The organism is Shewanella baltica (assembly GCF_900456975.1).
Classification (GTDB): Bacteria; Pseudomonadota; Gammaproteobacteria; order Enterobacterales; family Shewanellaceae; genus Shewanella; species Shewanella baltica.
The window spans coordinates 1,803,173-1,820,798 of sequence record NZ_UGYM01000002.1; the positions used below are offsets into that span (position 1 = coordinate 1,803,173).

General features: G+C 48.7%; 13 protein-coding genes. 5 read left to right on the top strand and 8 right to left on the bottom strand.

From position 1 onward, the window contains the following. Position 1 precedes the first annotated feature (1 nt). The 5 genes from hisH to hisG form a co-directional block, all read right to left on the bottom strand. Positions 2-829, bottom strand: coding sequence for an imidazole glycerol phosphate synthase subunit HisH (gene hisH / locus DYH48_RS08150; RefSeq protein WP_115334483.1), 828 nt, complete (start codon positions 827-829; stop codon positions 2-4). Positions 830-860: 31 nt separating this feature from the next. Beyond that, positions 861-1,952, bottom strand: a complete 1,092-nt coding sequence (gene hisB / locus DYH48_RS08155; protein ID WP_012089365.1) for a bifunctional histidinol-phosphatase/imidazoleglycerol-phosphate dehydratase HisB — start codon at positions 1,950-1,952, stop codon at positions 861-863. A 101-nt stretch (positions 1,953-2,053) separates the two neighbouring features. Beyond that, positions 2,054-3,214, bottom strand: coding sequence for a histidinol-phosphate transaminase (gene hisC, locus DYH48_RS08160; protein ID WP_115336112.1), 1,161 nt, complete (start codon positions 3,212-3,214; stop codon positions 2,054-2,056). Positions 3,215-3,242: 28 nt separating this feature from the next. Then, positions 3,243-4,544, bottom strand: coding sequence for a histidinol dehydrogenase (hisD, locus tag DYH48_RS08165; protein WP_115334484.1), 1,302 nt, complete (start codon positions 4,542-4,544; stop codon positions 3,243-3,245). Positions 4,545-4,547: 3 nt separating this feature from the next. Continuing rightward, entirely contained in the window at positions 4,548-5,447 is a 900-nt protein-coding gene (gene hisG / locus DYH48_RS08170; protein WP_006086295.1) for an ATP phosphoribosyltransferase, read from the bottom strand. Between the two features lie 1,105 nt (positions 5,448-6,552). On the opposite strand from hisG, the gene yoaA reads away from it, so the two are divergent. Next, positions 6,553-8,562, top strand: coding sequence for a DNA repair helicase YoaA (gene yoaA / locus DYH48_RS08175; protein ID WP_172481166.1), 2,010 nt, complete (start codon positions 6,553-6,555; stop codon positions 8,560-8,562). Positions 8,563-8,731: 169 nt separating this feature from the next. On the opposite strand, the gene DYH48_RS08180 is transcribed toward yoaA, so the two are convergent. Then, entirely contained in the window at positions 8,732-10,720 is a 1,989-nt protein-coding gene (locus tag DYH48_RS08180) for a TonB-dependent receptor domain-containing protein (protein WP_115334485.1), read from the bottom strand. 431 nt (positions 10,721-11,151) lie between these two features. Here DYH48_RS08180 and DYH48_RS08185 point away from each other — a divergent pair, with 431 nt between their 5' ends. Next, entirely contained in the window at positions 11,152-11,730 is a 579-nt protein-coding gene (locus DYH48_RS08185; RefSeq protein ID WP_115334486.1) for a nuclear transport factor 2 family protein, read from the top strand. 51 nt (positions 11,731-11,781) lie between these two features. Here DYH48_RS08185 and DYH48_RS08190 read toward each other — a convergent pair whose 3' ends face one another. Next, complete coding sequence (locus DYH48_RS08190) at positions 11,782-12,429, bottom strand: DUF938 domain-containing protein (protein WP_115334487.1); 648 nt, start codon at positions 12,427-12,429, stop codon at positions 11,782-11,784. A 490-nt stretch (positions 12,430-12,919) separates the two neighbouring features. Between DYH48_RS08190 and DYH48_RS08195 the strand changes: the two genes are divergently transcribed. Beyond that, positions 12,920-14,209 carry an NAD(P)/FAD-dependent oxidoreductase gene (locus DYH48_RS08195; protein WP_115334488.1) on the top strand — a complete coding sequence of 430 codons (1,290 nt, stop codon included), beginning with the start codon at positions 12,920-12,922 and terminating at the stop codon, positions 14,207-14,209. Positions 14,210-14,362: 153 nt separating this feature from the next. On the opposite strand, the gene DYH48_RS08200 is transcribed toward DYH48_RS08195, so the two are convergent. Further along, positions 14,363-15,241 carry a LysR family transcriptional regulator gene (locus tag DYH48_RS08200; protein WP_012089354.1) on the bottom strand — a complete coding sequence of 293 codons (879 nt, stop codon included), beginning with the start codon at positions 15,239-15,241 and terminating at the stop codon, positions 14,363-14,365. A gap of 216 nt (positions 15,242-15,457) precedes the next feature. On the opposite strand from DYH48_RS08200, the gene DYH48_RS08205 reads away from it, so the two are divergent. Together DYH48_RS08205 and fghA are read left to right on the top strand one after the other, a co-directional pair. Further along, entirely contained in the window at positions 15,458-16,597 is a 1,140-nt protein-coding gene (locus tag DYH48_RS08205) for an S-(hydroxymethyl)glutathione dehydrogenase/class III alcohol dehydrogenase (protein ID WP_006081880.1), read from the top strand. A 162-nt stretch (positions 16,598-16,759) separates the two neighbouring features. Further along, on the top strand, positions 16,760-17,602 hold the full coding sequence (gene fghA, locus DYH48_RS08210) for an S-formylglutathione hydrolase (protein ID WP_011846962.1): 843 nt from the start codon (positions 16,760-16,762) through the stop codon (positions 17,600-17,602). Positions 17,603-17,626 lie beyond the last annotated feature (24 nt).

Here is a 17,626-nt window from a genome sequence, read left to right on the forward strand (position 1 = left end):
TTCATTGGTCAGCCTTATTTACACCTGCTTGGCCATCAGCAGAGTTGCTTCGCAGCGCTTTGTGCATCAGAGCTTCGTTCATCAGAGCTTTGTTCATCTTTAACTCGTCCATCTGTAAAAAGTTACGCAGAATTTGCGCGCCCACGGCGGCACTTTTTTCGGGGTGGAACTGTACGCCCATAAAGTTGCCTTTGCCGATGGCGGCGCTAAAGCCTTCACCATAGGTACATTCGGCTAAGGTAAATTCGCTCAACGGCGCGCGGTAACTGTGGACGAAATATACATAACTGCCATCTTCAATACCCGCAAACAGCGGGTGAACGTTAGGGCTGTTGGCGCCTTGTGAGTTTGTCGTGAGCTTAAGTTGGTTCCAGCCCATGTGCGGCAAAGGTAGGCTTTCAGCTTTGAGTAACTGCGTATCCAGCTCACAAATGTCGGTTGGGATTATGCCTAAGCACTCACAATCTTGACCTTTGCCGCCGCGCTCCTTAGAAATTGCCGCCAACATTTGCATGCCAAGACATACGCCCAACACAGGTTGAGTCAGGCCTTGGATGAGTTCGACCAAGCCTTTTTCATGTAAGGACGCCATGGCGGCACCCGCTGTGCCCACACCCGGCAGCACCACACGTTTTGCCGCTTTGATTTTGGCTTTATCGTCTGTGACCAATACCTTAGCGCCTAAACGCTCGAAGGCGAAACGTACTGAGCTTAAATTGGCGCAGCCCGTGTCTATGATGACGGTTTCAGCATCTGATGATTCATTTGCTGTTAATTGCGGGCTAGCTGTTAATTGCTGGCCAGCTGTTAATAGAGTGTCTTGTTGCATCCTAACCTCTTAAACGATTTATGCTGATGCCTTAAAGTACGCCTTTGCTCGATGGCAGAATATCGCCTTCAACTTTAACTGCTTGGCGTAGCGCGCGGCCGAGCACTTTAAACAGGGCTTCAACCTTGTGGTGATCGTTATCGCCTTCGGTCGACACATGCAGCGTACAGCGCAGGCCATCGGCAAAGGAGCGGAAGAAGTGTGGCACCATTTCTGTGGCCATTTCGCCTACGTGCTCACGTTCAAAATCGGCCGAGAATTTGATAAAAGGACGGCCAGAGATATCCAGCAGACATTCGCCCTTGGCTTCGTCCATCGGCAGACTAAAGCCGAAACGGGCAATGCCGCGTTTGTCACCGAGCGCTTGGCGCAGGGCGTCACCTATGGCCAGCGCCGTGTCTTCGACGCTGTGGTGATCGTCGATTTCTAAGTCGCCATCGACTTTCACATCCATTCTAAAATTACCGTGGGTGGCAATTTGATCGAGCATATGATCGAAAAAGCCAATGCCAGTGTCGATTTTGCCTTTGACTGAACTGTCGAGGTCCACAGTCACACGAATATCAGTTTCTTTGGTGGTGCGCACGACCGTCGCGGTGCGGCCTTTATTGAGCAGCGCATCGGCGATGGCGTTCCAGCCCAAAGTGTCGCGTTGATATTTCAGGCTTTTAATGCCCATGGCATTGCCCAGTTCCACATCGGTTTCGCGATCGCCAATCACAGCTGATTGGGTGAAATCGATACAGCCTTGGGTGAGATAGTCTTTTATTAGCCCAAGCTTAGGTTTACGGCAGCTGCAATTTTCATCGTTAAAGTGCGGGCAAATCACCACATCTTCGAAGTTAACCCCTTGGCTTTTGAGGATTTGCATCATCATATTGTGGGGCGCGTCGAAATCTTCCTGCGGGAAAGACGGTGTGCCAAGGCCGTCTTGATTGCTGACCATGACTAAACGAAATCCAGCCTTTTGCAGACGGAGCAAAGCGGGGATCACCTGTGGCTCAAATACTAATTTAGCCAGACTATCGACCTGTTTGTCGGTGACGGGTTCTTCAATCAAGGTGCCATCGCGGTCGATAAACAGAATTTTTTGTGCAACGTTCGGGATAAATTGTGGGTTCATGGCTCTACCTTCAAATTCAATTCGTTTAGCTAATGCTTAAACTGATTTTACCTTCAGCGCGGCATTCGCTTTTTATTGGTTTTATTAGTTTTTATGTTCAGTTACATATTATTCGTTTCTGGTGATTGCTCAGTGCGTTGCGATTCAAATAAATTCACTAACACATCGGTATCCGCCTTTGAACTGAAGCTAAAGCGGATAGCCTTGGCAAGCCTTGGATCTTTGTAGGTGCGGGCGACAACACCGCTGCCTTGCAGTAACGCCACGACCTTGGCGACATCATCAAATTCAGCCAGTACATAATTGCCGTTAGGCTTAAGCACGCGGGCGCGAGAATCTGAGCTATTCGATTTTGAACAATATGCGCTGATCGCCGCGGTGAGTCTGGCGCCTTGCTCATTTAATTCAGCAACTTGCACTTTCATCCGTGCAACGCCAGCGCTTGATAGCGCTTGGGTGGCGACTTCACTCACTGGCAGCGGCACAGGATAGGGCGCAATCACGCGCATAATGATTTCGACCACTGCCTCGTTTGCCAGCATAAAACCACAACGTGCGCCGGCGAGTGCAAAGGCTTTTGACAGGGTGCGCAGTACCACTAGATTCGGATAGCTTTCCAGTAAATCCGCCACACTGTTTTCAGGGCAAAACTCAATATAGGCCTCATCGATCACTACAAGCGCGTCGGGCAGGGCTTTGATTGCTTGCTCGATAATGGCTTTGTCGATCACAGTCCCGGTCGGATTATTGGGATTGCAGATAAACACCAGTTTTGCGCCGCCAACGTCCTCGGCATAGCTTGTCGGCAAGCCATATTCAGCGCTGAGATTTAACGCTTTAACGCCCACATTAAAGGTGTTCGCGCTGATGGCATACATGCCGTACGTCGGGCCAAAGCAGGCAATGCTGTCGACACTAGGTATACAAAAGGCGCGAATTAACAGTTCAATCGCTTCATCGGCGCCGCGGCTGGCGACTATCTTGCTGGCGCTTACGCCGCTGTATTCGCTGTAGGCACTGATAAGCTGCGGCGGTTGGCATTCTGGGTAACGATTCAATTTTGATAAATCGAGCGCTGCGGTATCGACATTATTGAAGGGTGATTCGTTGGCATTGATCCAAATATCACCACGACCGCCCAGTCTGCGGGCACTCTGGTAGGGCGTTAAATCCAGTAACTCAGGGCGCGCTAAACGCTCGGCTAAATTTAACGCTAATGCTGCGGGTTCTGCTGTCTTTTCCATGCTGCTCACTTGGCTCATTTTCTTCACTCACATCTCATTAAGCGGATCATTTCTCTAGGCTAGCTAAACGTACTGCGACGGCATTTTTGTGCGCATCGAGCAATTCGTTACTGGCTAACGTCATGACCGCTTGCCCCAGTCCGATTAAGCCTTTAGCGCTGAGTTCCTGCACGGTAAAGCGGCGGCTAAAGTCGGCTAATGACAGGCTCGATACGGCGCGGCTGTAACCGTAAGTCGGCAGCACGTGGTTGGTGCCACTGGCATAATCGCCAACTGATTCAGGCGTATAAGCGCCTAAAAACACTGAGCCAGCAGCGCGAATGTTTTTCAGCACCTCACGGGGAAAGCGCGTTTGAATGATCAAGTGCTCAGGCCCATATTGATTAGAAACCTGCGCGGCTTGCAGCATATCATCCACAACCAAAGTACGACTGCTCAGTAGCGCCGTTGCCGCGATATCACAACGCGGCAGGACGGCAAGTTGTCTCGTCAGTGCGTCATTCACGCCGTCCGCGATAGCTTGCGAATCCGTCACTAAAATCACTTGTGAATCAGGGCCGTGCTCCGCTTGTGAAAGCAAATCGGCGGCGATAAATTCGCAATTCGCGTCGCTATCGGCAATCACCAACACCTCAGAAGGGCCTGCCGGCATATCGATACACACAGTGCAGCGGCCATCCTGTGACACTAAGCGTTTAGCTTCCGTCACATAGCGATTACCAGGACCAAAAATCTTATCAACCGCCGGAATAGTTTCCGTGCCAAAGGCCAGTGCCGCAATGGCCTGCGCGCCGCCCACTTGATAGATTTCAGTGATCCCACAGGCATTGGCGGCATAGATAATGGCATCGTTGATGGGCGGTGGGCTGACCAATACTCTTTGTTCGCAGCCGGCGATCTTGGCGGGCAGGGCAAGCATCATCACGGTAGAAATTAATGGTGCGCTGCCACCGGGGATATATAAACCCACTTTTTCAATCGGTTCGCTACGTAGCTCGCAGCGTACTCCCGCCTCGGTCTCCATATCAATCGGGCGAAATTGCTGGGCGCTGTGAAACACATCTATGTTCGCCATGGCTTTGGATATCGCCGCTTTCAGCTCTGGCGATACCCGTGCGCTTGCCGCCGTTATTTCGGCTTCGCCCATGCGCAGCTCACCAATCTTAGCGCTATTGAAGCCATCAAATTTTTGATTAAACTCTTGAATGGCGGCATCACCCCGCGTCGCCACCGCATCGAGAATGGCACGAACGCTTTGCTCTAAGCCGCTGTCACCAATTAAGGGTGAGCGTTTCAGCGCCGTTTTCTGCTCGGTGGTTGATAAGGTTGACCAAGTTAGGATTTCCATACATTACCCCATCATTTTTTCGATTGGCATCACCAGAATTGAGCTGGCACCGAGTGCGGTTAGCTGTTCCATGGTATCCCAGAATAAATCTTCGGTACTGACGGCGTGTATAGCAACGCGGTTTGTATCATCATTTAATGGCAATACGGTTGGGTTTTCAGCGCCAGGCAGCAGGGCGACGATTTGATCTAAGGTTTCGGTTGGCGCGTGCAGCAGGATGTATTTGCTCTCACGGGCGCGGATAACACCATTGACGCGGGAAAGAATCTTGTCGATGAGTGCTTGTTTCGTCGGCGTTTGGGTTTGGGTCGATTGAATGATGCATGCCATAGAGCGGTAAATCACTTCAGTTTCGTATAAACCGTTGGCTTCTAAGGTGGCGCCCGTCGACACGAGATCACAAATACCATCGGCAAGGCCAGCGCGTGGGGCGACTTCAACCGAGCCTTTTAACATACAGTCGCGATAAGTTATGCCTTTTTGTTGCATAAAACGGCGCAGCAGGTTCGGGTAAGAAGTGGCGATGCGTAATCCTTCTAAAGAGGAGGCATCGGCGTAACTGAATTCTGTCGGTACGGCTAACGAGAGGCGACATGATCCGAAATCTAACTGACGCAGTTTGAGGCAATCTGCGGGCTTGTTCAGTGTTTGACGCTCGATTTGTTCCTCTTCGAGCACGTTTTCACCGATGATCCCCATATCAACCACGCCGTCCATCACCAATCCTGGGATATCATCATCACGAACACGCAGTAAATCGATAGGCATATTGTCGGCGTGAGCAATAAGGCGTTGTTCATTAATGGAAAATTTAACACCACAGCTTTTTAGCAGTTGCTGAGAGTCAGTAGAAAGACGGCCAGATTTTTGGATGGCGATGCGTAAACGGTTCGATTCAGTCATAGTGTTATCTCGCTCAAAAGTATCAAAATTAAAAGATTCAAAAGTGTGTTGTTTAATCGGTTTAATACGCTTGCTGTTCAATGGGCTCTAGCTAAAAAATCTAGCTAAGTGCTCTAGCTAACGTATTGATAATTTATTAAATATCTAAAATTTCCATTTAAATTAAAACCAAAATTAACGCCTAAATGCAAAAAACCCCCGGAATTCCTTCCAGGGGTTTATGATCATCTTGAATCAGTCCGCCAGAAGGATATAGTCCTCCGGCAGTGAGCGTCCGAAGGCTACCGCATATGGTGGTGATGGTGGTGGATAGCGTTCAGTAGTGGGCTCATTTTACTCTCTCGGTATTTAACTTTATTGGCTCAACTGCTCGAAATACAGTGAAGCGTTGAATGCGTTGTTACGGACGTCTATCCGTATAAGTAGATTTAAACTAACCGCTTTTATGAGCCTTTGCAACAGCAATTTTGAATTAAATGAGAATATTTATGCGTTTTTGTGAAAGGCAGGTGGTTATCGCTAAATAAAGCCATTGAGCATATTTGTTGAGGGGATGTTGAAAGTGGACCGAAATGTGTTGGTAAGTCGTGCCGAACTAGCATCAGCGTAATCTGTTCCAATGACCGAGAAAGTCGTGAAGTCAATGTGTATGTAATCATTAAGCACAGTCATTCCAGTAACACGCCGTGAATATATCCATATATGCCGCCGTCGAGCCTTCAGCGACGAGTTTATGGCGAGTCACTGGGGAAACAATGGCAATTAATGCTGCGCGTACTCAAGTATCTTGTTTTGGGAGCTTTGTATCAAAACTGACGACCCATAATGAATAGCTTTAAATGGAGGCTCATGTATGGCGCGAGGGAAAGAACCCGCGAAATTATCCTTGCTAACTTGTAGTCTTATCTTAAATCAGCATAATGCTTCGAGCTGTTAAGCTTAACGCTATCGTTTACGGCTGCGGTTTGCGGCACTAACCAGTGCTTGTGGTTAATTAAAGTCATCACAATGCACTCGCTCAGCAGCCCGCAGCAGCTTATAGTGTGGCCTGACTACATTGTTTTATAACGATCCCTAACACCTTGATAAAGGATTGATTATCCCTTTGACTCGCTCCCGCCAACCGACATCAAAGCATGCACCCTCTAAAGAAATAGTGGCTAAGCCTGCTGCCTCAAAAGGCGCTGCTGCGGTGAGCCGACTCGCGGGCGAAGTGCAACGCGCATTTTTGCCCGATGGAGTATTGTCTAAACATATTCAAGGGTTTAGTGCGCGAACAAGCCAAATGCAGATGGCGCAGCAAGTGAGTGAGGCGATAGCGTCTAAGAGTAATGTGGTGATTGAGGCGGGCACAGGGGTGGGTAAAACCTTTGCATATTTGATCCCCGCGATATTGAGCGGCAAGCAAGTTATCGTCAGTACGGGCAGTAAAAATCTGCAAGAGCAGTTGTTTTTTAAAGACTTACCCGCGCTGGTCGCCATGTTGGGGATTGAGCCCAAACTGGCGCTGCTTAAGGGGCGCAATAATTATCTGTGCCAGTGGCGACTCGATAAGCAAATGAGCGAGGCGACACATATCGATGCGCGTTTATTGGATGATTTGTTGAAAATCAATCAGTGGGCGAGCACCTGTAAAGATGGCGATATTGGCGGCTTGACCTCAGTACCTGAGAATTCCTCGGCGCTGCCGCTCGTGGTCAGTACCAAAGAAAGCTGTATTGGTAAGCGCTGCGATTTTTATGATGCCTGCTTTACGCGCAAGGCGCGCAGCCGTGCCATGGATGCCAAAATTATTGTGGTTAACCACCATTTATTTTTCGCCGATAGCGTACTCAAAGACACGGGCTTTGCCGAGTTACTGCCCGATCCCGACGTAGTGATTTTCGATGAAGCGCATTTATTACCCGATATTTGCGTTAACTATTTTGGCCAGCAATGTTCGAGTCGCACTATCGATGATTTTATTCAAAAGCTACTCGCTATTTATCAGACCGAACTCAGTGATACGGGGCAACTCGCCCAATTTTGTCAGCGTTGCCTCGCTAAATTAAGTGACTGGCATAATCAGTTATATTCCTGCGGTGAATCCGACTGGCGTTTAGTGCTGGGCAATAAAGCGCTCGCGGCGGCGTCATGGGATTTATTAGCGGAATTAACTGCGCTGCAGAATTTATTAATGGCCCATATTGGCCGCAGTGAATTGTTAGATGATATCGCCATCAAGTTGGCGGAGCTGAATAATAAGCTCAGTGTGTTTTTTAACTGCGATAATAATCTGGCGGCCTACAGCATTGAATTTGGTAGTCGCTTTGTGGTGCTGCGAATTTCACCCATCAATATTGCCCGTGAGTGCCAGCAGTTATTTGTGCCGGAAACCAGCTGGATATTTACCTCGGCAACTTTGCAAGTTAACCGCAGTCTTGCCCATTTCGCCAGAGAAATGGGTATCGTCGATGCGCAGCAAAGCATTCTCGACAGTCCCTTCGATTATCCCCGCCAAGCGGTATTTTGTGTGCCGAGACAACTCGGCAGCGTGACCAATCAACAGCAAGCGTTAAAGCAGCTGGTGGAGGTGTGCGTGCAAGCTATAGATGCGGCACAGGGACGGACTTTTATTTTATTTACCAGCCATAAAATGCTCGAACAAGCGGCGCTGGCACTGCGAACTCGCACTCATTATCCGCTGCTGGTACAAGGTCAAGCGGGTAAACAGAGTCTTCTGACGAAGTTTCGCCAACTCGGCAATGCGGTATTGCTCGGCACCAGCAGTTTTTGGGAAGGGGTGGATGTGCGCGGCAAATTATTAAGCTGCGTGATTATCGACAAATTACCTTTTGTGTCGCCTGATGAGCCCCTGTATCGTGCCCGAGCCGACAATGTTAGTCGTCATGGACTCGATCCTTTTACTGAAGTGTCCTTACCGCAGGCGATTATTGCGCTAAAACAAGGTGTTGGCCGTCTTATTCGTGATGAGAAAGATCGCGGTGTGCTGATCCTTTGCGATAATCGCATCGTGAATCGCTACTATGGCCAAGCCTTTTTAAACTCATTGCCGCCGATGGCGCGCACCCGTGACTTAGATAAAGCGCTGGAATTTTTAAGGCAGATCCCTTAAAAACGCTCCCTTAAAGCCTATCCCATAAAACAAATCCCTTAAGGCAGCTCGCTTGGGGAAGTGTTCTAAAAGTTCGAAAGCTTAAAACTGAATTCATAAACAACGGGCTGGCGATAGTTTCGCAAGCCCGTTTTTACCAAGATAAACCCATGTCTGTGGCTGATTGCTATTAGAAACTTGCCGTCACGCCCGCATAAATACTTCGGCTCTTTTGAATGTAATCAAGATCGGTAGCCACTTGGTCGCGTTCTGTATCCGTTAGGTTAGTGACGCCGAGTTTGACTCTGAACATAGGATTGATTTGGTAATTTGCGCCGAGATCTAGTGAACCATAACCCGTCGATTTTACATTGGTGCGCAAATACTGATCGCCAGTATAGTGGTAGGCGATAAAGGTGGATAAGCCCTCCAATGCCAGCCATTGCAGTTTCAGGTTGTAGCTGTCATCCGGCGTTAGGGTAAAAGGCGCGCCATTTTGCTTATCTTCGGCATCGGTTTTACTGTAATTACCGCTAAAGCTGACCGTGTCGGTTACATCGTACCAAGCCTGTAGTTCCCAACCGGTGATCTTGGCTTCGTTCACGTTTTGATAAGTCAACACTGCGCCGGGCGTCCTATCCCAGGTTTCTGTGATGATTTTATTTTCTACATCATTGTGGAAGTAGGTGATTGAGCCGCCAAAATCCGTGGTTTGATATTGGGTCGATAATTCGTAGTTCACTGAGGTTTCGGCTTGTAAATCTGGATTGCCCGCGACGGTACAGGCGCCGCGACAAGCTGGGATAATATAGTCGGCTTGGGACTGCGACATATTTGGCGCTTTAAATGCCTTGCCACCGCCACCTTTGATCACCCATTCAGAGCTTAAGTTATACACCAAATACACGCGTGGGCTAAATTCGGTGCCGTACACATTGTGGTGATCGACGCGCCCCCCTAAGGTGATATTGAGTTCGCCTAAGCTAAATTCATCTTGCAGATACAAGGCTGACTGGCTGTCGTCTAAGGTGCCATCACCCAAAATATTGCGGCTGTTTTCAAGCTGAGTCCAACGGTATTCCGCGCCGCTGGTTAACATGTGATCCCCAAGTAGTACTGTGGTTTGGCCGTCGAGATTGTGGTTAGTTTGGGTGATATGCCCAATCTCGGCGATCAGCGCCGAGTCGTCAGTCACCTCAACATTTTCATAGTAATAGCGCAGGCGAGTATCGCCCCAATTCCAGTGGCCATTGTGGGTTAAACCTGAGCTTATCCGCTCGGCTTGCTGGTTATTGGTAAGGATAGTGCCGTAGTTATTCCAATCCGACTCGCGTTCGTCGTTGGCGTAACTTAAGTCAAATTGCAGATCTTGTTGGCTATCAATCAACCATTGCAGGTTAGCGAGGGCGCTGATTTCATCTCTGTCTTCTAACGCATCGATTGTGGGTTTTAAATCTGAGCGCCAGGCATCACGTTGATTGCTGTCGACGATTAAGTTTGCCAGCAATTTATCTTTGATCAGCGCGCCGCTGGTGTAGAAATTGTACTTAGTGCTGTCGCCACCTTTGCCGCTGGTGGGCGTATCGTATTGCACGCCGACACTGGTCTGCCAGTCGTCAGTGGGTTGGCGCAAAATCACGTTAACCACGCCACCTAAGGCTTCGGAGCCATACAGGGATGACATGGGCCCGCGCACGACTTCGATACGCTCAATCGCAGACATGGGAATGGATGATAAGTCAAAATCGTTACCATAACTGGAGGTTAGCGCTTCGCGGGAGTTGACTCGCCGACCGTTGATTAAGATCAGCGTGTAGTCCGAATCCAGTCCGCGTAGGCTAATTTCATTGCGACCATAGGGCGTGCCTTCACTGATATTCACGCCCTGTAAATAACGCACTGCACTGGCCAGATCGTCGATCACTAGCGCTTCGAGCTCGCTGCGGTTAATTACTGACACAGAAGCGGGCGCCGACAGTTCCGAATGCTGAGTTTGCGTAGCTGTGATCACCATACGTTCCATTTCTGGCGTGGCATCTTGGGGAGCTGCTGCAGTTGCCCATGCAGCGGGTAACAACAGGCTTAAGCCAATGGCGCGCGATAGCAGGCTCAGTTTAGGTGACAGAGCTGCAACGGATGTATGACTTGTTTTGCGAGTACGGCGGATTAAGCGGGACATATCATTCTTCCTTGGATAATTTCGGCGAATGATAATTATTCTTAAATAGTGCATCAAGAGTGCAGATCCCGCTTTTGTGTAAAGACTATGTAAATTTTACTCTTTAGTAACAGTATGATAGCGGGTATGCAGTTGTGGATCGCAGCGTTCACCACGAAACTGATATTGCTGAGAAGCAAATATGAGAAAGCTAATGCGAAAAAGCGAAACGCTGAGGTGGGTTAAATCGCGCAAAGATAGTGAAACTAGCCATAAATTGTCGGCAGATGCAGCAGGTAAATTCAATTTTTAATTATATTATTCTGATTTAAAAGGATAATTTAATTGGCATACGCTTTGCTGACACTTCTGCTTCAGATTTGTGGCGTTATGCAGGTTTGTGATGTGAATCGTCGCCATAAAAATTTACAGCCAACATTCACGGAGAGAATATGAATCCAGCATTTTATAGCCTAGCCACAGTCGCCGTTTTAACCTTGTCACTCGCCACAACCGAACCGGCTGTTGCCACAGATGCTCCTACACTAGCTAAAGCCGCATCGGATAAAACCGCTGAGGCTTCACATGCAGGCATTGCGCAACCCGCGACAGCGTTAGAAGATACCTTATCTGCCCAAATTGCAGCGGTGGATTTTGCCGTGTTTGATAGCTTCAATAAGTGCGCAGCCTCCGCTGAACTTAAGAAACACGCGGCGTTTTTCACTGAAGATGTGGAGTTTTACCACGACACAGGTGGCGTGACGTGGAACCGCAAGGACATGATCGCCAACACCGAAAAATACGCCTGTGGCCATTACCGCCGCGAGTTAGTTGCGGGCACGATGAAAGTGTTTCCGGTGAAAGAGTTTGGCGCAATAGAGCTAGGCGTTCACCGTTTTTGCAGCTTTGAAACCGGCAGCTGTGATGGTCTAGCCGACTTTGTCATTGTGTGGCGCAAACAGGGCGAACAGTGGAAAGCCACCCGAGTGCTGAGTTATGGGCACAGAACCGCTGAGGCCAAAACTGACTAAACCACGATACTAAAGCTAGCTTTTAACAAGAAACGAGTCCCTAACAAAATGCTAGCCTTTAACAAAATGCAGCAGTCGATTATTGGCGGGCATAGCCACATCTTGCTCGAGTGTTAAGCCTTGCTCGCTGGCTAAACTGCAAATCCATTCGATATCGCGAATGCCGCTGGCGGGATCGCGCTGTTTTAAAAAGGCATCGAATTGGCGATTGCTGTCACTGCTGAATTCGCCTTGGTAGTTGAAGGGGCCGTAAATGCACAGTGTTTTGAGTTGGGGGAGATACAGACCAAGACCAGTAAAAAGCGCTTCTACCATGTTTTTGCTCATAATATGCAAAGTGTTCGCAGTAAATACGCCATCAATATCAGGTGTTAATCCCTCCACCGGCCATGGCGCGGTAACATCAAGGATAAGCGGTAAAGCTAGATTTGCCCCAGCATTGAATAGCCCGCCTTCTTGCTCGCATCTTGCGCTAATGCCACCAATATATTCTGCTTGATCGCTGGTTTGCCAGATTAAATGGGGAAGATTTGCTGCAAAAAATACGGCATGTTGGCCAGTGCCACTGCCGATTTCGAGCACATGTTGGTTGAGTGAGAATGCTTGCGTTAATACGGCTAAAATCGGCGCTTTGTTGTTTTCGCACGCTTGGGAAAACGGCAGTTGGCTAAGTGGCTGGACAATTGGCAATCGTGGCATAATGGACTCTAGGTTGCTGAGATTAAAAGAGGATGACGCCGCACAAGCCTATCTTAAACCAGCAAAAAGCATAAGGCTTAAAAGATAAAATGAGCCACGCCTTAATATTCGGCGCCTAAGCTCATATTCTTAATCTCTGGCTCCTTAATCTCTAGCTCCATAATCACAGGGGCCGGCATTTCAGATACTTTCATCTCAAGCTTTTCCATTTCAGGCTCGTCAAGCAGGAGCCAGCCCAACTCCCTTTGTTATGTCCAGCAAGCGGTTAATCCAATCCACTATTGACCTCGATCTCAACTCAGATATACTCTCAAATTCTGAACGCTTGTAAAAAATATAAAACAACCGTTGGGGGGACGTGTTAACACTCGCGCCTATAAACTAAGACTCAACACCCATTACCAGCACACAGCTTTTAGTACTTAACGTTCAACACTCAACTTTTAATATTTAACTTTTAACACTTAACTTTCAACATCAAGGAATGACTATGCCAGCAGAGCGTTGCGCCTCCTACTACAATGCCACCATAAACCAAGAGTCGAATTATCCTGCGCTTGAAGGCGACATTCGCGTCGATGTGGTGATTGTCGGTGGCGGGTTTACCGGTGTAGCAACGGCGCTGGAATTATCCGAGAAGGGCTACAAGGTGGCACTTATTGAGGCTAATAAAATTGCGTGGGGCGCAACCGGACGCAACGGCGGGCAGGTGACAGGCAGTTTGTCTGGCGATGCCGCGATGACAAAACAACTGCGTCGTCAGATTGGTAATGAAGCTGAAGATTATGTGTGGAATTTACGTTGGCGCGGTCATGACATTATTAAAAATCGAGTGGCCAAGTACGGCATAGAGTGTGATTTAAAGTTTGGTCATATCCAAACCGCTTACCAGATGCAGCATATGCACGAGCTTAGGGCTATGCATGATGAAGCGCAGCGTCGCGGTATGTGTGAGTTTATGACCTTGGTCTCCGCCGATGAAATGCCCACCTATTTAGGCTCGCCCTTGTATCACGGCGGCTTAGTTAATCGGCGCAACATGCATTTGCACTCAGTCAATTTATGCCTGGGTGAAGCCCGCGCTGCAGCAGGTCTTGGGGCGTTGATCTTTGAAAACTCGCCCGTGCTCGATATTGAAGAAGGCGATGTAGCTACCGTTGTCACCGCCAAGGGAAAAGTGCGCGCCAATAGCGTGCTGATCGCGGGGAATGCCTACCATAAACTTGCGCGCCCTCAATTGCGTGGCATGTTATTTCCTGCGTCCTTAGGCAATTGTGCTACTGCAATTTTGCCTGATGAGATCGCTTTGCAGATTAATCCGCAGGATTTAGCCGTGTACGATTGTCGCTTTGTGCTGGATTACTATCGCCTGACTGCAGATAAACGGTTGATGTTCGGCGGCGGCACTAATTACAGCGGCCGCGATCCTAAAAATGTGGCGGCGGAATTACGGCCTGCAATTGAGCGCACGTTTCCGCAATTAAAGGGTGTTGATATCGAATTTGCGTGGGCGGGAATGGCGGGGATTGTGATTAACCGTATCCCGCAGCTCGGCAAAGTATCGCCTAATGTATTCTATTGCCAAGGATATTCTGGGCATGGGGTGGCGACATCACACATTATGGCTGAGATCATGGCCAATGCGATGGATGGACAATTGCGTGAATTTGATTTGTTTGCCGGCATGCGCCATATCCGTATTCCGTTAAATGAATGGTTCGGCAATCAAGCGCTGGCGTTAGGCATGTTGTATTACACTTTACGGGAAAACTGGCGCTAGTTTGCGGCGTCTTGTCTGTTATCGCTTTGTTTGTTCGAACTGAGTAATCCGCTCAACAACAGGCGGCTCCACAATAAACCTCTCAGCAATAGATTTTTTAGCAACAGACTGCTCCACAAAATACTGCTCAACAACCGGCTGTTCAGAAAAAGATTAGTCCTGTTCGATGAGTTTTTCGGCGAGGTAATCGACTAATACGCGGATCTTGGCCGATAAATGGCGGTTTTGCGGATAGAGCGCCCAAATGCCTTCTTTGGCTTCGCGGTGACCGTCGAGTAAGGACAGTAAACGTCCTGCTTGAATATCTTCTTCAATATAATAATCAGGCAGTTGTACTATACCAATTCCCTTTAGTGCCGCATCCCTTAATGCGTAGCCGCTGTTACAATTGAGATTGCCGCGCACTTTGATATTGCGCTCGCGGCCATTCTCCACAAAGCGCCAGTAATTGTGATTACCAATCAAGCAATTGTGCTGACTAAGTTCAGATAAGGTATGGGGCTGGCCGTATTTTTCCACATAACTCGGTGAGGCGGCCACATAGTGAGTGCGGCTGCTGAGCGGTTTAGCCATTAAACTCGAATCGGCGAGTTTACCGAGGCGAATGGCCAGATCGTAACCACCTTCAATCAAGTCCAAGGTGCGATTAGTGAGGTCGACACTAAACTCAACACTGGGATATTGTACCATAAAATCATTGAGTAACGGCATGATAAATTTCTCGCCATAGGCCACGGGCGCCGTGAGTTTGACTAAGCCTTGGGGTGAGTCCTTTAGGTTTGAGATGGCGCGCTCGGCTTCTTCCAACCCGGTTTGTAATTGGCGGCAATGACGATAATAAATGGTGCCTTCTTCGGTTAGCGACACTTTACGAGTAGTGCGGTAAAACAGCTTAGTGCCGAGGCGATTCTCTAAGGCGCTGACTTGGCGGCTCACGTGGGCGGTAGAGATATTCAGTCGCTGCGCCGCTAAGGTAAAACTTTCAGCCTCAGCCACTGCGACAAATTCAGAAATGCCATCCCAGAGATACATTGTTGTTACTCAGTAAAAATGAATTGCTTGAATACTAGATTGTCTCTCGCTGAGAAACAAATACAATCTTCCTATTCATTAGCATCAGTGCAATCGGTATCAGCGTATGCTGAGTCGGTATGTTTGAGCCAATATGTTTGAACCAAGATGCTTTAGCTTAAGTGGAATTGATTACAACAATAACTTTCTCCTATTACTTATCAAGGGACGGTAACAATGTCGAACGAAAAACCGCAGTTTATTAAATCAAAGGCCGCTGTTGCTTGGGGACCAGGACAACCACTGAAAATTGAAGAAGTGGATGTGATGTTACCAAAAGCGGGCGAAGTCTTAGTGCGCATTGTGGCTACAGGCGTGTGTCACACGGACGCGTTTACCTTGAGCGGTGACGATCCTGAAGGCGTATTCCCAGCAATTCTAGGCCACGAAGGTGGCGGTATCGTTGAGCAAGTGGGCGAGGGCGTGACCAGCGTGCAAGTGGGCGATCATGTGATCCCACTTTATACCCCAGAGTGCGGCGAGTGTAAGTTCTGCCTATCGGGTAAGACTAACCTGTGCCAAAAAATTCGTGCGACCCAAGGTAAAGGCTTAATGCCCGATGGCACCACGCGTTTTTATCTCGATGGCAAACCTATTTTCCATTACATGGGCTGCTCGACTTTCTCTGAATATACTGTGCTGCCTGAAATCTCATTGGCGAAAGTCAATAAGAGCGCGCCATTAGAAGAAATTTGTCTGTTAGGTTGTGGCGTGACCACTGGCATGGGCGCTGTGATGAACACGGCCAAAGTGGAAGAAGGCGCAACCGTGGCTATTTTCGGCCTCGGCGGTATTGGTTTATCGGCGATCATTGGCGCGACTATGGCAAAAGCCAGCCGCATTATCGCCATTGATATCAACGAGTCTAAGTTCGAGTTAGCCAAAAAACTCGGCGCGACCGATTGCATCAACCCTAAATTACTCGATAAGCCCATCCAAGAGGTGATCGTTGAGATGACCGACGGCGGCGTAGATTACTCATTTGAGTGTATCGGCAACGTCAACGTGATGCGCAGCGCTTTAGAGTGTTGTCATAAGGGTTGGGGCGAGTCGGTCATCATCGGTGTTGCCGGTGCTGGGCAAGAGATTTCAACCCGTCCATTCCAATTAGTTACTGGCCGAGTGTGGCGCGGTTCTGCTTTTGGCGGCGTGAAAGGGCGTTCTGAACTACCACACATTGTTGAGCGTTACATGGCGGGTGAGTTTAAGCTCGATGACTTTATCACGCACACTATGGGGCTGGAGCAAATCAATGAAGCGTTCGAGCTGATGCACGAAGGTAAAAGCATCCGTAGCGTGATCCATTTTGATAAATAAGCGGTTTCGCACTGTCAATTGATGCTTCAGCTTGATGTGACAAACCGGCAGACAGGTGACAATCTGTCTGCTGTGTTGCACTGAGCAGATGGCAAACGCTAAGACAAATGCCATGACTAACGCTAAGACAAGCGCTAAAAGATTGAGCTTAAAAGGACTTGTATGACCATAGAAAATATCAGTTGTAACAAGAGTTTCGGCGGTTGGCATAAGCAATATCGCCATCAATCTCAGTCGTTAAACTGCGAGATGCGCTTTGCGATTTATCTGCCACCTGAAGCGGTGAATAAACCTGTGCCTGTGCTGTATTGGCTCTCAGGCTTAACCTGCACCGATGAAAACTTTATGCAGAAGGCAGGCGCCCAGCGCATGGCGGCTGAGCTTGGGATGGCGATTGTTGCCCCTGATACTAGTCCTCGCGGTGATGATGTGCCCGATGCAGCGGACAAAGCCTACGATTTAGGCTTAGGAGCTGGGTTCTACCTCAATGCGACCAAGGCACCGTGGAATCGACACTACAAAATGTACGATTACATTGTCCACGAGTTGCCCGCGTTGATTGAAGCGCATTTTCCGGTGACTACCCAGCGCGCCATCTCTGGCCATTCGATGGGCGGCCATGGTGCTTTGGTGATTGGCCTGAGTAATCCGCACAGATACAGCTCTATTTCGGCCTTTAGTCCGATTTCGAATCCGAGTAATGCGCCTTGGGGCATTAAAGCCTTCAGTGAGTATTTAGGTGAGAATCGTGAACACTGGCGCCAGTACGATGCTTGTGAGTTGCTCAAGCTCGCCATTGCCGAGGTGCCAGTTATGATTGACCAAGGTGAAGCCGATAGCTTTTTAGACACCCAATTGATGCCACAATCGCTAGTGGACATTGCCAATGCTAAGGGTTATCCCTTAGATGTGCGGATGCAAGCGGGGTACGATCACAGCTACTACTTCATCGCGAGTTTTATTGAAGAACACCTTAAGTTCCATAGTTTGTACTTTAAGCCCTGAATCGTCGATTCAGCAGTCACGCCG